This window comes from Pontibacter cellulosilyticus (assembly GCF_014306105.1).
Classification (GTDB): domain Bacteria; phylum Bacteroidota; class Bacteroidia; order Cytophagales; family Hymenobacteraceae; genus Pontibacter; species Pontibacter cellulosilyticus.
Window position 1 is genome coordinate 104,669 of the sequence record NZ_JACRVF010000001.1, and the last position, 16,221, is coordinate 120,889.

Here is a 16,221-nt window from a genome sequence, read left to right on the forward strand (position 1 = left end):
CTCTGCTGTTATAGCAGAGGCTTTTTTCTGTGACACCTGGTCCAACTACCCCTGCCCCTCCTTATCCAAGGAGGGGAGTTTTTACTTACTGCTTCTTCTATAATCTTGATCTCTACTGCCTTTCCTTATTATCACCTTAAGCGAGCTTTTGTGAAGAGATGTTAAGCACAAGCTACAGTGCATTAAGTTTTGCAGAAGTAACAGCAGAGTTCCCCTCCTTGGATAAGGAGGGGCAGGGGTGGTTGGACCCAGTACTGCAAAAAATTATCCGGCCTTTCGCAGCACAAACGTCGTCATACTTCTTTCCTGCTCTACCAGCACCGTTTTAAGTGGCTCCAGCATCTCTGCATTTATTTCAGCAATAATCTCCCGCAGCAGCGCTTCATCAGCGAGAAACCAAACCGGCCCGTGCGGCATCTGGTACATTCTCTCTCCAACCTGCTGCAGCTTTCCTTCCATACCTATGGTTGTACTTAACCGGCAGAAAAGCATGCCTCCCGGCTTTAGCACATGCCAAAGCTCTTGCACCATACTTCTGAAATGTTCCTCTGATTTGGCAAAATGTAATACAGCGCTGCAGATCACTACATCAAAGGCAGCATCAGCAAAAGGTACAGCACTCAGATCAGCTACAACAAAGTTTTTCGGAGAAAGGGCAGGGGCCAGTTCAGATGCCATACTTTTCACTTTGTCGATTGCTTCTGCCGATACATCCGCTCCGTATACTTTAACTCCCGCCTGTATAAGGTACTGTATATTTCTGCCTTCGCCGCAACCGGCATCCAACAGTTTAACTCCTTTGGAAATCCGTCCTTTTAGCAGTTGATCAAACAGGTAAATGTCGATGTTGCCAAAGTGTGCAGCGAGTGAAGTTAATGGTATGTGAAACATGAAATTGGGCGTTATTTAAGTATGACAAACGTGTTCGCAGAGCTAATTTAAGTATACTTTTCCTGCCATTTTCTATATTTTTGTTGCATATTGAAGCCTGACAGAAGTATAAAACAACTATGAATATAGCAGCCCCATCCACAACAGTACAACGCTCCGGCCTTTCGGTAAGCGAGTTTATCCAAAAGTACGCCAACCATCCCACTTACATTCCACCAACCGGACCAGTGCTTAACGCCAAAAACTGGCAGTCAGAAGCGGCTCTGCGTATGTTCCTGAACAACCTGACCGACGAGGTGGCCGAGGACCCAAGCCGACTGGTAGTATACGGTGGAATAGGGCAGGCAGCACGTACGGTGGCTGATGCGCAGAAGATAATAGAAGTACTGTTGAACCTGGAAGAGGATGAGAGTTTGCTGGTGCAGTCGGGGAAGCCGGTGGGCAAAGTAAGAACACATGCCGAGGCACCGCGTGTACTGATCGCCAACTCTAACCTGGTGCCGCATTGGGCAACCTGGGAGCACTTTAACGAACTGCGTGAGCGTGGCCTGATGATGTATGGCCAGATGACAGCCGGCAGCTGGATCTACATTGGTACGCAGGGTATACTTCAGGGTACTTATGAGACCTTTGCAGCCTGCGGCAGAATTCACTTTAACGGCGACCTGCGCCACAAGCTGCTTGTAACCGGCGGACTTGGCGGTATGGGTGGCGCACAGCCTTTGGCTGCTACCATTGCAGGTGCTACTTTCCTGGGTGTAGACGTGGATCCGGAGCGTATCAAAAAACGCCTTGAGACCCGCTATATTGATAAAATGACCTACGACTACGAAGAGGCCAAAGCATGGGTGCTGGAGGCGAAGGAAAAAGGAAAAGCCATCTCTGTGGGGTTGGTTGGTGATATTGGCGATGTACTGGAAAAACTGATTCAGGACAATATCACCCCGGAGATACTTACAGACCAGACGTCTGCCCACGATCCGATAAACGGTTATGTACCCAATGGACTAACGCTGGAGGAAGCTAAGAATTTAAGAGAAAAAGACCCGCAGGCCTATAAGGCACTATCCCTGAAAAGTATGGCCCGCCACGTTGGTTTTATGCTGGAGTTGCAGCGACGCGGCAGCCGCACGTTCGACTATGGCAATAACCTGCGCGAGTTCGCACAGCAGGGCGGCGAGAAAAACGCTTTTAACATACCGGGCTTTGTGCCGGAGTACATGAGACCGTTGTTCTGCGAAGGCAAAGGTCCTTTCCGCTGGGCTGCCCTTTCCGGCGACCCGGAAGACATCAAGGTAACGGATGCAGCCTTAAAAGAACTGTTCCCGGAAAATGAGCACATGATCAAATGGCTGGATGAGGCTGAGGAGAAAGTGGCGTTCCAGGGACTGCCGTGCCGTATTTGCTGGCTGGGCATGGGCGAACGCGAAAAAGCAGGCTTGCTGTTTAACCAGTTGGTGCGCGAGGGCAAAGTAAAAGCACCTATCGTAATTGGCCGCGACCACCTGGATTGCGGTTCTGTAGCCTCACCTTACCGTGAGACCGAAGGTATGCTGGATGGATCGGATGCCGTATCGGATTGGCCGTTGCTGAACCTGATGTCAAACACGGCTGGAGGCGCTACCTGGGTATCCTTCCATCATGGTGGTGGCGTGGGTATTGGCTACTCACAGCATGCTGGTATGGTTATACTTGCTGATGGAACAGAGCGGGCAGATCGTTGCCTGAGCCGTGTGCTGCACAACGATCCGGCCATGGGTATCTTCCGTCATGCTGATGCAGGCTACGAAACCGCACAGGAAAATGCTGAAAAGTTTGGATTGAAGATCTGATTCGTTTGCAGGAGGAATGACTATAAAGTATCAGTTCATGCAAGTATAAATCATCCCCCTGCCCCCTTCAAAGGGGGACTGCCGTTAAAACCGAACCTTTGCCTGTGCCAGAGCTAACTTGTTAATAATTTAAAAAGAGCCAGGCAAAGTATAAACAGCAGCTAATGAGATCAGTAAAATAACATTTAGAAGCTACTCCGTACATAAAGTATAAAAATCAGTAATACCACAACATCTAAAACCATGAAAACCCCAGCATCCACCCATACTCTAATAGGTCCTTTTGCTCAGATACTAACCATGGCTGAACTGCCGGAAAACGGAGCCATTGCCGATGAGCAGATGCAGGTACTGGAGGATGCGGGTGTGTTGGTGAGTAATGGCGAAATTCTCAGAGTAGATGATTTTATTAAGCTAACGCAGGAGGCAGAGCAGTATAATTACGGCATCGAAACAGTTGATGAACCGATGGTGCTGCTGCCGGGCTTTATCGATTCTCATACCCACATCTGCTTTGCCGGCTCCAGGGCAAACGACTATGCCATGCGTGTAGCTGGTAAATCATACTTGGAGATAGCGCGAAGCGGCGGCGGTATACTTGACAGTGTGCGCAAAACACGCGAAGCTACTGTAATTGAGCTGGTCGAGTTGCTAAAGCTGCGTTGCGACCGCCATTTTAGAGAAGGTGTAACTACCTGCGAGGTAAAAAGCGGTTATGGCTTAAGTGTGGATGAAGAAATAAAGATGCTGGAGGCGATACAGCTGGTAAATAAGCACCATGCCCTGGACCTGATCCCTACCTGCCTTGCTGCGCACATGCGGCCTCCAGAGTTTACTAGCTCCACAGCTTACCTGCAGACAATCCTGGAAGAACTTCTGCCAGTTTTGAAAGAGCAGAATTTAGCTAAACGAGTAGATATCTTTGTTGAGGACACAGCCTTTACCGAGCAGGAAGCGATAGAATTTCTTTTAGCTGCCAAGAAGCAGGATTTTGATGTAACTGTGCATGCCGATCAGTTTACTACGGGAGGCAGTAGAGTAGCCGTAGAAGCCGGTGCCGTAAGTGCAGACCATTTGGAGGCCAGCGGAGATGCTGAGATTGAGCTGATGCGCATTGCAGGCGTGGTGGCTACTGTTTTACCGGGTGCCTCACTTGGTTTAGGCATGCATTATGCGCAAGCCCGTAAAATGCTGGACGGTGGCCTCTGCCTGGCTATTGCCACTGACTGGAACCCGGGCTCTGCCCCAATGGGAGACCTGCTTTTGCAGGCTGCCTTACTCGGTGCAGCCGAAAAGCTAACTACCGCCGAAACCTTCGCCGCTATTACAACCCGTGCAGCCCGCGCGCTTAACCTGACCGACAGAGGTCAACTGGCAGCTGGCTACCTAGCCGATATGATCGCCTTCCCAACAGCGGATTACAGGGAAATTTTATACTTCCAGGGCAAACTGAAACCAACCAGGATCTGGAAAAGCGGTAAGGAAGTATAGCTAAGTTCAATCATCTACAACAAAACGCTCAACTTTGTATAAACCATCTACTAAGGCTGCCTGGGTTGGCCGCACCGACACCGCAGACGGAATGTTGGGACTGCGCTGGAACCAGGCTATTCAGTTTTTAAATCTTTCTGAAACAGTACCGGCAGTAGCAACAGGAGAAGTAGCTTTTGCTTTCCTGGGTTTCTGTTGCGATGAGGGTGTAAGCAGGAATATGGGCAGGGTAGGAGCAGCAGCCGGCCCTGCTGCCTTGCGAAATGCCATGGCCTCGTTTGCGCACCATTTGCCGCAGCATGTACATTTATTCGATGCAGGTGATGTGCTGTGCACGAATGAGAACCTTGAAGAGGCACAGGAGCAGTTAGGAAGAAAAGTAGCCATACTTTTAAAGCACGGATACAGGCCGCTTGTGCTGGGTGGCGGCCATGAAATTGCCTACGGCCATTATTTAGGTTTAGAGCGGGCCACAGCTGGTAAAAGCTTAGGCATACTTAATTTCGATGCCCATTTCGACCTTAGAAGCTACGCACAGCAACCAAGTTCTGGTACTCCATTTCTTCAGATTGCAGACAGAAGCAAGGCACACGGTGATGACTTCCGGTACAAAGTGCTGGGCCTGCAGGAGTATGGTAACACGCGCATTCTTTTCCAGGCGGCAGACAGGCTGGGAGTGGAGTATACTTTTGCAGATGAGGTACAACTACATAAGCTTCCGCAGCTTATTAAAAGCCTTGATCAGTTTTTAGACTCTTTAGATAAAGTTTATATTACGGTTGATTTGGACGTTTTTGCAGCAGGCTATGCGCCAGGTGTGAGCGCTGTAAATGCTTTGGGCCTGCAACCAGAAATGGTGCTTGAGTTATTGAAAGCTGTTGCTAAAAGCGGGAAATTGCTGAGTATCGACATTGCAGAACTTAACCCTGCATTCGACCTCGACAACAGAACGGCTAAACTGGGTGCAGGTATACTTTACCAGCTGGTTAGCAACTGGAGCAAAGTATAATCGCACACTTAGAACCTTAATAAAAAGCTTAAAAAAGCCGCCTTACAAAAAGTTGCAAGGCGGCTTTTTAGTTAGTTGCCAATCTTAAATTTGGTCCAGTAAGTGGTGTTGCTTGTTTTCACTTCTACCAGGTAAGTGTCTGGTCTTAGTTTGCCGACGTTATAACTCCAGGCATTTTTCTTGTCTGCTATACTTACAGGCTTTGTAAACACTGTTTTGCCGGCATGGTTTTTTACTTGCAAAGTGGCATTCTCATCCAGTTCCTGCGCGAAGTCCAGTTGAAAAGTGCCTTTGGCGGCAGGCTTTAAATTAATTCCGGACAGCGTTTCTTTCTTGTTTTCACCGCCTTCTTCGCTATCAGCAGTTACTAAAATATGTTCCTGTGCAGGTGCTGCTATTTTTTGGTTTTGCGCTTGTAACGTCAGGGATAATGCAGCCATGGGCAGGCTTACAGCCAAGGCTAAGGCATACTTTTGCTTCATCTTTGTCCTCCTTTTATGATTAAGTATGAGTATAGCTCGTGTTACTGCATATTTGGGGCCAAATTATCTGAAGGCACTAACTGTTTTTTATCCTGGCTATAACACCAGCCTTGCTCCGGTGTCACAAAGGCTCCTCCCAACCACACAGGAGCAGGTGAAAAAACCCTTTTACCATCTAATACTTCTTCACCTAATGTCGTCAATTTATAGGGCTCTTCCGCTTGTATTAACTCCGACTGCAGGCGGTTGAGAACTTGCTTTACCTGCAGGTCTCCAAAGCCATAACCAGGCTGCTGATGCCAGAACTTTTCGATTAGCTCCTGCTCTGTTGTAGCGCCTCCTTTTACAATTCTGAGGATTTCAGTTTCTGGTAACCCTAAGCCTGTTTTGCAGTCGGGGAAGCGCTGTATGTGTAGCTCCAGGGCTTTCTCCAGGTGAGGTTCAAGCAATCTGTTTTGCTGCAAGTATACTTGCAACTGTAACGGGTCGGGGCCGGCATAAAGCTTCCACAGTTGCTGCGCCTGTTGCAACTGAGCCTCGGACTGTACCTGGCGGTTTTCGAATACATGGTGCATTTCCTCCGGGCTTAGGTAACCTACTGCCTTACCATCTACTGGAGTACACACCGAGACAACAGCCGGCTTAATTTTGCTCAGTTTCTGAAGCAAATAAAGCAAGTTTACCTGGCACATCAGATCAGTATCAAACCAAAGTATAACTTCGAAAAAAACATTGGCTACATTCAGTTTTTCCAGAACATCCAGCACCTTCAATTTATACTCCGGTGCTGTTCCGTGGCAGTTTTCTATAATGTACTGCTGGCGCCTTTTCCAGAACTCCTGCTCCGGTAACATGCCTATTACCGGCCCCTCAGAAAGCACTTCTCTCCAGATAACCACCTGTCCCGGAAAATCAGCCGTTTCAAATGCACCCAGGGAGGCGTCGCCGTTTAGGATGTGGAGCGAGGGGAGCTTTTTCATAGTTTGGGTTATACTTTAGATTGTAACGTAAGAAAGGCAGCGACACAAGTAGTGCACTGCCTTTGCTTCAACATTATAGCGGAATACTTGCTAATAACGATTAGGCTAGCGGTTTAGTCTGTATGCCACCACACGATTATCTTTAAAAGTTGGCACAAACAAAAGGCCTAACCTGTCGGAATAACTGATATCGGCTGCGTTTATGCCTTTGTCGACTGTGTTAAGTATAAGCCAGTTCTTGCCTTCTTCGTTCACAAAGTATACTTCGCCGTTCCAGTTCGATACCAGGTAACCTCCGTCTACCTCTGCTATGCCGTCTGCTGATTTAATGCCTTTGGTCCAGTCGCTCCATTTCTGTGTCTCAGGGTCTAACAAACGAACCTCTCCGTTAAAGCCAACAATCATGCGGTTGCCATCTAGGTAAATTCCGTTGGGCCTATCACCGCCAGTATTTTTCATCCAGTTGCTCACGCGGCCATTGCGCAGCAGGTAAATGCGCTCTTCTGCCGAGTCTGTTACATACACGTTACCGTTTTCATCTACAGCCACATCATTCAGGAACTTTGCATTTTCAGCTGTATAACGGCCTAGCACAGCTCCAGACTGTGTAGAAATGGCTACTATCTCATCAATATCCGCAACATACAATACATTGTTGTGCAGTGCCATCCCTTTAGGATCATTTAATCCGGAAACCCAGTAGAGTTCGTCAATCTGCCCCTCCGGATTGAGCTTTGATATAAAGCCGTCACCGTCTTTTTTAGATGAATTGTTCTGGTTGATGTTGGTGACGTAGATGATGTTGCGGCTGGGATCGAATAGCGCTGACTCAGGGGTGCGCAGGGTGTTGTCGGTAGCCCAGGCTTCTTCTAGCTTTATAGGTACTCTTGAGGAGAACAGGCCGCCGCTGCAGTTGCTTAAAAGTAGCAGACATAAAAATGAGCATACACTCGTAAGTATAAATCGCATACTAGTTTCTTTTGATTTATACTTTTGTACGGGTGTATGCCCTTGCTGTTATACTTGTAATTGTTAGTCGGTGTAGAGGCCAAGCTTTTGAAGCGTGCGCTGCCGCGACAGTTTTCCGGTTGCTGTTTCGGAAAAGGCAGGGCTATAGTAAACTTCCTTGGGTACTTCAAATTTACGAAGCGTGCTGCGCAGCCTGTCCATTAGTATAGCCTCATCCTCTTGCTGTAGCTGCTCACCTTCCATAATCAACACGACTTTTTCACCTAAAAGCTCGTCTGGCTGTGGGGCAATGAAAAAGCGCGGCGAGTCAGTCATATCTACAAAAGCTTCGGCAATGGCCAGTTCTACTTTCTCTACCTGCACCTTTACGCCACCAGAGTTTATTACATTGTCTACCCGGCCAATCCATTTAAACCGATCTTTGGTGAGCAGTTCCACAATATCGTTGGTTACAAGCAATTCTCCGTTTGTAACATCCCCTTTAATGGTAAGGCACCCACGCTTGTCCAATCCTACTTTTATACCATCTAGTACCTGGTAATATGCTGCTGCCTCTGGTCCGTTAAGGCGGCGCAGGGCAATGTGCGAGGCAGTCTCAGTCATGCCATACGTATGGTAAACCGGCGATTGAACGCGCTGTAGTTCACGCTGAAGGGTAGGGCTAACAGGCGCTCCACCTACCAGAATGCCCTTCATGCTGTTGAGCTGTGGCAATGCTTCCGGCATTTCCTGCAGTATGGTTTGCAGCTGCATAGGTACAAATGAGGCAAAGGCAATGTTTTCGTCGCGGGTAACTAACGTTAACGGATTTCCTATTGGCTCTACGATCACCATTTTCAGCTCCGCCATAAAGCCACGTGCCAGCATCATCATACCGGCAATATATTCTGTGTTGAGGCAGATAAGAGTAAGATCGCCTTTTTGCAGGTTTAATAACTCAATGGTGCGGCGTGCGCTTGCCTCTAACTGGGTACGTGTAAGCACAATGGTTTTGGGAGTTCCGGTAGAGCCGGATGTTTGTATCGGGAATTCCTGGATGCCGTTTAGCCAGCTGCGGCAGAACTCCAGCGTTTTAGATTCATAGCCGTTCAGGGGAATGCTGTTCCGGAAAGAATAGTTTGATATTTCGTCGTAGTAAAACTTTTTGCCGTTCAGCAGCAGGAAATCTTCAGTCATGGATAAAGCAGCATGTATCGCTTTGCCAAGCGTTGGTAAAACTCTGGTTAACGTAGCATCTTACGTTCTGCTGCAAAAATGGGAGAGAAGAAGCTGTAAAACAAACAAAGCAGGCCTTGAATTAGAATGTTATTGACAGAGAAGTGTAAAATCAAAGACACGTAGCTTTCCTGTAAGGCAGAATGCCTGTTAAAGTATATCCCCTTTGTGGCTATAGCGCTAGTACAGCCAGTCTTTCTTAGGCTTGCGTATCAGGCGGTCTACAGAGAACTTACCTGAACCGTAGATCAGGAACACGATCAAAAGGACCAAAACGATAATTGATGACCACAGCTCTGCATTTTCAGAGTAGAAGCCTCTTTCCGGGTTAATAAAAAATACTGCTCCCAGCAGAATTGGCAACTGGAAAAGTATAGCAACGCGGGTTATCAACCCAATAGCTATAAATAATCCTCCTACCAGGTGTGCAAACCCAACATAATGTGCCAGGCCTATTGATACCCATGGAAACTGGCTTTTACGCATGATAGCATATAAGGCCTCTGAATCACCGAGAAACATAATACCCTTCACCATTAAAAAGATGCCAAGGCCCATTCTGATAAAATCGATCCAGATCGGATGGTGTGTGTCTGCCCAACGTTCTACGCGGTGCATGTCGTGAGTTAGGTTCATGGCTGCAAATTGATTAGTGAAACATGTTGTCTTTTAATTAGTTAAACGATTTATAGTTTATTTTGGACGTGGTTTTGGAGAATAGTGTAGGGGGATGACAATCTTTCTCCGACCAAGTTAGGCTATACTTTATTTTCTGAAGCACCGGATCAAACCACCCCTAGCCCCTCCTTATCCAAGGCGGGGAATTATGCTGTTACTACTGCCAAAGTATAAGCTCTGTAGCAAGCTTAACCTCTTTTCCACCAAGATTTTTACAAGATGACAAAGAGGAATGTCCTTGACTACTGTGATGGTATCTAGAGAATTAGTAGGTGAAATTCCCCGCCTTGGCTAAGGAGGGGTTAGGGGTGGTTGGACCTGATATTGCAGGAAAGCAAGCCTGAAGACTCGCACCTAGTATGCTGCACCAAATGGATACTGGCGCTATAAACTAAGAATTAAGCTAAAACTCTATACTTCTGACTGCCCTTCTGTACTTCTCAAATACCTCCGCATTTTCTGGACTATTGGTAAACACCTCAAGTATGCCGGCGCCAGCTTCTGCTGTAAAGAACTCTGGTAGGGCTTTTCCCAGTTCTCCCAGTGTGTTTACTGCCGTGTACTTCATGCCAAAATCGCGGGCAGTGTTTTCGGCGTTCAGCCTCTGTTTTGTTTCGAAGTAAGGCTCCAGTTCAGGTTGTTGTTTAGGGCCATCTATTAACCTGAAAATGCCTCCTGCATGGTTATTTAAAATAATGATGCGCAGGTTTTGAGGCAGGTAATTGTGCCACAGGCCGTTGCGGTCATAAAAAAAGGCCATATCACCTGTAAGCAGCGTGTTGATCTTTGTGCTGGAGAGGGCACAGCCAACGGCGGTGCTGGTGCTGCCGTCTATGCCGCTGGTGCCACGGTTTGCAAACACTTCTACTTCCTGCTCAGGTTTTAATCCGATGATGTTGGCGTAGCGAACAGCCATACTATTGGCTAAATGTAAATTGCTTTTGCTCGGCAACTGCTGCATCACCTTAGCCACCACACTTAACTCACTGTAAACAGCATTGGAAGTATAAGTTTGCAGAAAATCAGCAGCCTTCTCGTTCATGCCCATCCAGGCTTTTGTAAAGGCGGCTTTGTTTTTTATACTTCCTGCCAGGCTATAAAAAAAGCTTGGAGCAGCGCATCTAACCACTTTCGTTAATGCCTGAAAGGTATCGGCTACCTGCCCGGCTGGCTGAATGTGCCAGTGCGCCTCAGGTTTATACTTGCGGAGGAACTGCTTTAAGCTTTTAGAGATAACGGACTTTCCGAAAGTAATTAGCAGGTCTGGCTGCAGTTGCTTCAGCTTTTCTGCATCGGGGCAGGCAAGAAATACATCCTGGTAACGCACAGTGGCCTGCATTTCGTGGATGTTGCTAATGGTATCGCCCACAATTACTGCTCCCGTAGACTGCGAGAAGGCATAAAGGCTTTGCAGCTGGTGCAGGTTATACTTTTCCTGGCCGGCCACTACCACCACACGGCTATACTTTAAAATCTCCTCCTGCAGTTTAAGCGATACATTCTGAGAAAGTATAAACTCCTGTGTTTCTTCCTCAATTACTTTAACCTCTGGGCCATAGGTTACTTCTTCGCCGGGAGCAGGGTAGAAGGGCTCGCGCAACGGTACGTTTATGTGCACTGGCCCAGCGGGGTAAGCTACTGTCTCGTTCAATGCCTCCGACACCATGCGTTCGCTGTACCAGACAGCATCATGTTGCGCCACATCCAGCGGGAAAGTATAACTATGTTTGATATGCTGCCCGAATACGTTCTGCTGTCGGATTGTTTGACCGTCTAGTTGATCAATCCACTCGGTGGGCCTGTCGGCGGTAAGTACAAGCAAAGGTACCTGCTGAAAGTACGCCTCTGCCACTGCCGGAGCGTAGTTTAATGCTGCTGTGCCTGAGGTGCAAACCAATACCGCGGGCTTTCCTGTTGTGAGTGCCATGCCCAAGGCAATAAAGGCTGCCGCCCTTTCATCACTTACTGTGCGAACTTTAAAACCACCATGGCGCGCAAAGGCAATCGTAAGCGGCGCACACCTTGAGCCCGGCGACAATACCACATTCTCAACACCTTTACGGGCACAAATCTCAGCAATGTTTACAACAGGTTGAATAATCATTTTTTCAATGAGTGAATGTGTGGGTGAGCGAATTAGTGAATGTGTGAATTTAGGAAGGAATTGTTTGTTATACTAAAGCCTTTTTGTCATTTCGAACAGAGTGAGAAATCTCTATAGAATTTTATAAAGATCTCTTTCTGGCGATCGAGATGACAAAATAAGAAATTATAAACATTCACTCAATCACTCATTTACTCATTCAAAATTAACAAGTATACGTCGCATTGTCTGCATTTTATGCTGGGTTTCCTGCCACTCCTTTTCTGGGTTTGATTCTCCCGTAATACCGGCTCCGGCATAAAGTATAATCTCTTGGTCGCGCACCTGCATGCAGCGCAGGTTTACAAACACATGCGTTCCGACTGGGCTGTTTACCGGGCCCAGGTAGCCGCTGTAATAGCTGCGGTTGTAGCCTTCGTAGGCAAGTATAAATTGCAGGGCAGGCTCTTTGGGCAAGCCACAAACTGCAGAAGTCGGGTGTAGCAGCCTCAGCATGTCTGTGCCTAGCGTCGGGAAGTCAACTTCTTTCAGGTCTACTTTAAAATCGGTGCGCAGGTGCATCAGGTTGCCGGCAATCACGGTTCTAGGGCCAATCTCGGTGTACTCGCGCAGGCGCAGGCTTTTAAAGCAATTTAGGATGTAGCGCTCCACCATGCCTTGCTCTTCGATTTCCTTCTGGCGCCAGATCGCATCGCCTACTTTTTCTACGGCAGGCTGTGTTCCTGCAAGGGCCACGGTTTTAAAAATCCGGTCTTCGTTTACACTTACCAGCACCTCCGGTGAGGCACCCATCCAGGTACCCGCACCCGGCACCGACACCAGCGATACAAAGGCATTGGGATACGCCTGCAGCATGGCTTCAAAAGCAGCAACAGGGGAGAAGTTGGCAGGCAGTTTTTGGCTGTAGTTGCGCGAGAGCACTACTTTCTCCATCTCTTCGGCAGTAATGGCTGCTATTGCTTTTTCTACGGCACCCTTAAAGCCTACTTCTGTTTGATAAGAGGTTTGTGCAATTTCTGAACTATACCAGTTTACTTCAGAGGTATCCATACTTTGTAAAGCATCCATAAAGGCCTGAACAGCTTCTGCTGGTGCATCTGCGGCAGGGGCTATATGTCCGGTTGCGCCATCAAAGTATAAATCCGCCTTAATAAAAAGCTGTTGCTCCTGCTCAGTAGTATGGAAAGGGCAAAACAGAAACCCGAAAGGACTTTGCTCCAGTTCGGGCTGACCTATACTATTGCTTTGCTGCAACGATACACAAGCCAACACCTGCTCTGTAAGCGGTAATCGCCAAACAGCCACCGCCCTGTTCTGTGCGATGGCTGCCCGAAATAGATTCTCTAAAGTATATTGTCGGGTTTCTTCACCCATTTGTTAAGCTTTAATAGTATGATGCGGTACTTTATATCTTTATTCTAATGCTCCCTTCAAAGGGGGAGTTCAGCACGAGTAGTTTTGATTTAGTAAATCACATTAGCAGAAAAAGTCCCCCTTTGAAGTGGGTAGGTGGATGATGCACTTTCTGCTGAGTTTTCAATAAAAATTACTTCTTATCAATCACAGCCACCGTCATGCGGCTGATGCAAACCATATCGCCGGATTCTGTGGTAATCTTTGTTTCCCAAACCTGAGTGCTTTTGCCCATGTGCAGTGCCGTAGCCTTACCATAAACCCAGCCTTCGCGCACGCTGCGGATGTGGTTGGCGTTAATCTCTAAACCTACGCAGGCTTTCGTTGTTGCATCTACGTGTATGTTTGCACCTATACTTGCCAGTGTTTCGGCCAGGGCTACAGAAGCACCTCCGTGCAACAGGCCCATGGGCTGGTGCGTACGATGGTCTACAGGCATTTTGCCGCAGATGTAACCTTCCCCAAACTCGGTCAGCTCAATGCCCAGGTGCTCCACCATAGTGTTTTTTCGCCACTCATTCAGGGTATCTAACGTAATAGGAGTTTTGTGCATACGCAGCGATTTTTAATTTCGCACTTTGAAAAGAGTAATCAGGCAAAAGTAGAAGAATTTTGAGTATTAAGAAAGTATACATTATCCGCCACGGGCAAACAGACTTTAACCAGCAGGGCATTGTGCAGGGCAGCGGTGTTGATTCTAACCTGAACCATGTGGGGCAGCAGCAGGCGGCGATGTTCTTTCAGAAGTATAAAGACATACCTTTCGATAAAGTTTATACTTCTACGCTTAAGCGAAGCATACAATCGGTGCAGGCCTTTATTGATTTGGGTATACCGCACGAGCAGCACGAGGGCATAAATGAGATAAACTGGGGCCATCGCGAAGGCCAGCGCATTACACCCGAAGAGGATGCATACTACCACCACATTCTGCAGACCTGGTGTAACGGCGACACACATATATGCATAGAGGGAGGGGAGAGCCCCGATCTGGTTACGGCAAGGCAGCGGCCCTTTATTGACCTTATCCTGAGCCGGCCTGAAGAGAAAACTATACTTATCTGCATGCACGGCCGTGCCATGCGTATTCTTTTAAGCAATTTACTGCACTATCCGTTGCGCTGCATGGATGAGTTTTTGCACCAAAACCTGTGCCTGTACCAGCTTGATTTTACAGGTAGCATGTTTGTGGTAAAAAAGTACTGCGACATCAACCATCTCAAAGAAAATGCTCCGGAAATAGACAGCCTGCAGAAGCACCGAACAAATTAGCTACATATAGTTTGAATAAAATATTTTTCAGTCTAATTTTGGGCGGATAAGATTTTACGTAATTAGGCGACAAAAACACACGATATATGGCTGAAGTAATTAAGATGCCTAAGATGAGCGACACGATGACAGAGGGGGTGATTGCATCTTGGCTGAAAAAAGAGGGTGATAAAGTAAGTGCAGGCGATATACTTGCCGAAGTGGAAACCGACAAGGCAACCATGGAACTTGAATCATACGAAGATGGCACACTTCTTTACATCGGCCCTAAAAAAGGTGATGCTGTGCCTATAGACGCTGTGATTGCTATTATCGGTAAAGAAGGAGAGGATATCTCTGGCTTGCTTAACGAGGTGAAAGGTGGCGGTGCTCCTGCCCCTAAAGAGGAAAAGACGGAAGAGGCTAAGCCTGCCGCTAAAGAAGAGAAAAAAGAAGAAGTTAAGCCGGCTGCTGCCAAAGAAGAAGCTCCTGCTAAAACTACCGTAGATACCAGCAATATCAAGGCTTCGGTTATCCGTATGCCAAAAATGAGCGATACCATGACAGAGGGTGTGCTTGTAAGCTGGATAAAGAAAGTAGGCGATAAAGTAAAATCAGGTGATGTGCTGGCTGAAGTAGAGACAGACAAAGCCACAATGGAGTTGGAGTCTTACGAAGACGGAACGCTGCTTTACACCGGTGTTGAAGAAGGCGAATCTGTAGCGATTGATGCTATTATCGCTATTATCGGTGAAGAAGGCGCAGACTACAAAGCCCTTTTAGATGCAACTTCATCAAATAAGCAATCCAGACAAGAGAATGCCAAGACAGACGAGGCTATCGAAGCCGGTGTAGACGAAGTAACTTCTGATAAAGTAGAAACTGAGAATGTACCAGGTCCTGAGGCTGCCGAGCAAGGCGCCGCAGCAGAAGGCAACGGCCGTATAAAGGCTTCTCCGCTGGCTAAGAAAATGGCTAGTGAGAAAGGCATCAACCTGAGCCAGGTAAAAGGTACCGGCGAGGGTGGCCGAATCGTTCAGCGCGACATCGAGAACTTTAAACCATCTGCCGCTCCACAGCAGGCTGCTGCCCCTCAGGCTGCTCCGGCTGCTGCACCGGCCATACCAGGCGCTCCTGCCGACTCTTACGAAGAGGTAGCTGTATCGCAGATGCGTAAAGTAATTGCCCGCCGTTTGGCCGAAAGCAAATTCTCTGCGCCGCACTTCTACCTGACCATGGAAATTGACATGGACAAGGCCATGGAGGCGCGTGTAAGTATAAATGAAGTATCTCCGGTTAAAGTATCGTTTAACGACCTTGTTATCAAGGCTGCTGCTGCTGCATTGCGCCAGCACCCTGCGGTTAACTCATCATGGTTAGGTGATAAGATCCGTTACAACAAGCACATTAACATTGGTGTGGCTGTAGCGGTAGAAGAAGGCTTGCTGGTACCAGTTGTTCGCAACGCTGACTACAAGTCGCTATCGACTATTGCAGCTGAGGTGAAAGACCTGGGTGGCAAAGCCAAGAGCAAAAAACTACAGCCATCTGACTGGGAAGGCAACACGTTTACCATCTCTAACCTGGGCATGTTCGGCATCGAGGAATTTACCGCTATCATTAACCCGCCGGATGCTTGTATCATGGCAGTAGGTGGCATTAAGCAGACGCCTGTAGTGAAGAATGGCAACATCCAGATCGGCAACGTGATGAAGGTAACGCTTAGCTGCGACCACCGCGTGGTTGACGGCGCCGTGGGTTCTGCCTTCCTGCAAACGTTTAAGAACCTGTTGGAGAACCCGGTGAGAATACTGGTGTAACCACAGCAAAGTATAAAGTATAGAAAACGCCTCTTCGGGAACGGAGAGGCGTTTTTTAGTTTAAAGCAAAAATAAATTTAACAGGA

At 47.7% G+C, this 16,221-nt stretch carries 14 protein-coding genes; 5 read left to right on the top strand and 9 right to left on the bottom strand.

Annotated elements, in window-relative coordinates; translation table 11 throughout:
* Positions 1–264 precede the first annotated feature (264 nt).
* A complete protein-coding gene (locus H8S84_RS00430) occupies positions 265–891 on the bottom strand; it encodes a class I SAM-dependent methyltransferase (RefSeq protein WP_187065304.1) in 627 nt (208 codons plus the stop codon).
* A 119-nt stretch (positions 892–1,010) separates the two neighbouring features.
* Here H8S84_RS00430 and hutU point away from each other — a divergent pair, with 119 nt between their 5' ends.
* The 3 genes from hutU to hutG all read left to right on the top strand — a co-directional run bounded on the left by hutU (position 1,011) and on the right by hutG (position 5,223).
* Positions 1,011–2,723 carry a urocanate hydratase gene (gene hutU, locus H8S84_RS00435; RefSeq protein WP_187065305.1) on the top strand — a complete coding sequence of 571 codons (1,713 nt, stop codon included), beginning with the start codon at positions 1,011–1,013 and terminating at the stop codon, positions 2,721–2,723.
* 243 nt (positions 2,724–2,966) lie between these two features.
* Complete coding sequence (hutI, locus tag H8S84_RS00440; RefSeq protein WP_187065306.1) at positions 2,967–4,214, top strand: imidazolonepropionase; 1,248 nt, start codon at positions 2,967–2,969, stop codon at positions 4,212–4,214.
* 34 nt (positions 4,215–4,248) lie between these two features.
* Positions 4,249–5,223: a formimidoylglutamase gene (gene hutG, locus H8S84_RS00445; protein WP_187065307.1), complete on the top strand. Its 975-nt coding sequence runs from the start codon at positions 4,249–4,251 to the stop codon at positions 5,221–5,223.
* Positions 5,224–5,294: 71 nt separating this feature from the next.
* Here the strand turns inward: hutG and H8S84_RS00450 are convergent, their stop codons facing one another.
* From H8S84_RS00450 to H8S84_RS00485, 8 genes are all read right to left on the bottom strand, one after another.
* Positions 5,295–5,663 carry a T9SS type A sorting domain-containing protein gene (locus H8S84_RS00450; RefSeq protein ID WP_230407002.1) on the bottom strand — a complete coding sequence of 123 codons (369 nt, stop codon included), beginning with the start codon at positions 5,661–5,663 and terminating at the stop codon, positions 5,295–5,297.
* An 83-nt stretch (positions 5,664–5,746) separates the two neighbouring features.
* Positions 5,747–6,685: a DUF1835 domain-containing protein gene (locus tag H8S84_RS00455; RefSeq protein ID WP_187065309.1), complete on the bottom strand. Its 939-nt coding sequence runs from the start codon at positions 6,683–6,685 to the stop codon at positions 5,747–5,749.
* Between the two features lie 105 nt (positions 6,686–6,790).
* On the bottom strand, positions 6,791–7,654 hold the full coding sequence (locus H8S84_RS00460; protein ID WP_187065310.1) for an SMP-30/gluconolactonase/LRE family protein: 864 nt from the start codon (positions 7,652–7,654) through the stop codon (positions 6,791–6,793).
* A gap of 63 nt (positions 7,655–7,717) precedes the next feature.
* Positions 7,718–8,830: an AMP-binding protein gene (locus H8S84_RS00465; protein WP_187065311.1), complete on the bottom strand. Its 1,113-nt coding sequence runs from the start codon at positions 8,828–8,830 to the stop codon at positions 7,718–7,720.
* 219 nt (positions 8,831–9,049) lie between these two features.
* Positions 9,050–9,505 carry a DoxX family protein gene (locus H8S84_RS00470; protein ID WP_187065312.1) on the bottom strand — a complete coding sequence of 152 codons (456 nt, stop codon included), beginning with the start codon at positions 9,503–9,505 and terminating at the stop codon, positions 9,050–9,052.
* Positions 9,506–9,950: 445 nt separating this feature from the next.
* Positions 9,951–11,651, bottom strand: coding sequence for a 2-succinyl-5-enolpyruvyl-6-hydroxy-3-cyclohexene-1-carboxylic-acid synthase (menD, locus tag H8S84_RS00475; RefSeq protein WP_187065313.1), 1,701 nt, complete (start codon positions 11,649–11,651; stop codon positions 9,951–9,953).
* A gap of 195 nt (positions 11,652–11,846) precedes the next feature.
* Entirely contained in the window at positions 11,847–13,025 is a 1,179-nt protein-coding gene (locus tag H8S84_RS00480) for a chorismate-binding protein (RefSeq protein ID WP_187065314.1), read from the bottom strand.
* 172 nt (positions 13,026–13,197) lie between these two features.
* Positions 13,198–13,617, bottom strand: coding sequence for a hotdog fold thioesterase (locus tag H8S84_RS00485; protein ID WP_187065315.1), 420 nt, complete (start codon positions 13,615–13,617; stop codon positions 13,198–13,200).
* Between the two features lie 59 nt (positions 13,618–13,676).
* On the opposite strand from H8S84_RS00485, the gene H8S84_RS00490 reads away from it, so the two are divergent.
* Positions 13,677–14,336, top strand: a complete 660-nt coding sequence (locus H8S84_RS00490) for a histidine phosphatase family protein (RefSeq protein ID WP_187065316.1) — start codon at positions 13,677–13,679, stop codon at positions 14,334–14,336.
* Positions 14,337–14,422: 86 nt separating this feature from the next.
* Positions 14,423–16,135 (top strand): pyruvate dehydrogenase complex dihydrolipoamide acetyltransferase, encoded by a 1,713-nt coding sequence (locus H8S84_RS00495; protein WP_187065317.1) that lies wholly within the window; start codon positions 14,423–14,425, stop codon positions 16,133–16,135.
* Positions 16,136–16,221 lie beyond the last annotated feature (86 nt).

Excerpts from the sequence above, each read along its gene's own strand:
- H8S84_RS00430 (WP_187065304.1), bottom strand. The coding sequence starts at position 891 with ATGTTTCACATACCATTAACTTCACTCGCTGCACACTTTGGCAACATC.
- hutU (WP_187065305.1), top strand. The coding sequence starts at position 1,011 with ATGAATATAGCAGCCCCATCCACAACAGTACAACGCTCCGGCCTTTCG.
- hutI (WP_187065306.1), top strand. The coding sequence starts at position 2,967 with ATGAAAACCCCAGCATCCACCCATACTCTAATAGGTCCTTTTGCTCAG.
- H8S84_RS00450 (WP_230407002.1), bottom strand. The coding sequence starts at position 5,663 with ATGGCTGCATTATCCCTGACGTTACAAGCGCAAAACCAAAAAATAGCA.
- H8S84_RS00455 (WP_187065309.1), bottom strand. The coding sequence starts at position 6,685 with ATGAAAAAGCTCCCCTCGCTCCACATCCTAAACGGCGACGCCTCCCTG.
- H8S84_RS00460 (WP_187065310.1), bottom strand. The coding sequence starts at position 7,654 with ATGCGATTTATACTTACGAGTGTATGCTCATTTTTATGTCTGCTACTT.
- H8S84_RS00465 (WP_187065311.1), bottom strand. The coding sequence starts at position 8,830 with ATGACTGAAGATTTCCTGCTGCTGAACGGCAAAAAGTTTTACTACGAC.
- H8S84_RS00470 (WP_187065312.1), bottom strand. The coding sequence starts at position 9,505 with ATGAACCTAACTCACGACATGCACCGCGTAGAACGTTGGGCAGACACA.
- menD (WP_187065313.1), bottom strand. The coding sequence starts at position 11,651 with ATGATTATTCAACCTGTTGTAAACATTGCTGAGATTTGTGCCCGTAAA.
- H8S84_RS00480 (WP_187065314.1), bottom strand. The coding sequence starts at position 13,025 with ATGGGTGAAGAAACCCGACAATATACTTTAGAGAATCTATTTCGGGCA.
- H8S84_RS00485 (WP_187065315.1), bottom strand. The coding sequence starts at position 13,617 with ATGCACAAAACTCCTATTACGTTAGATACCCTGAATGAGTGGCGAAAA.
- H8S84_RS00495 (WP_187065317.1), top strand. The coding sequence starts at position 14,423 with ATGGCTGAAGTAATTAAGATGCCTAAGATGAGCGACACGATGACAGAG.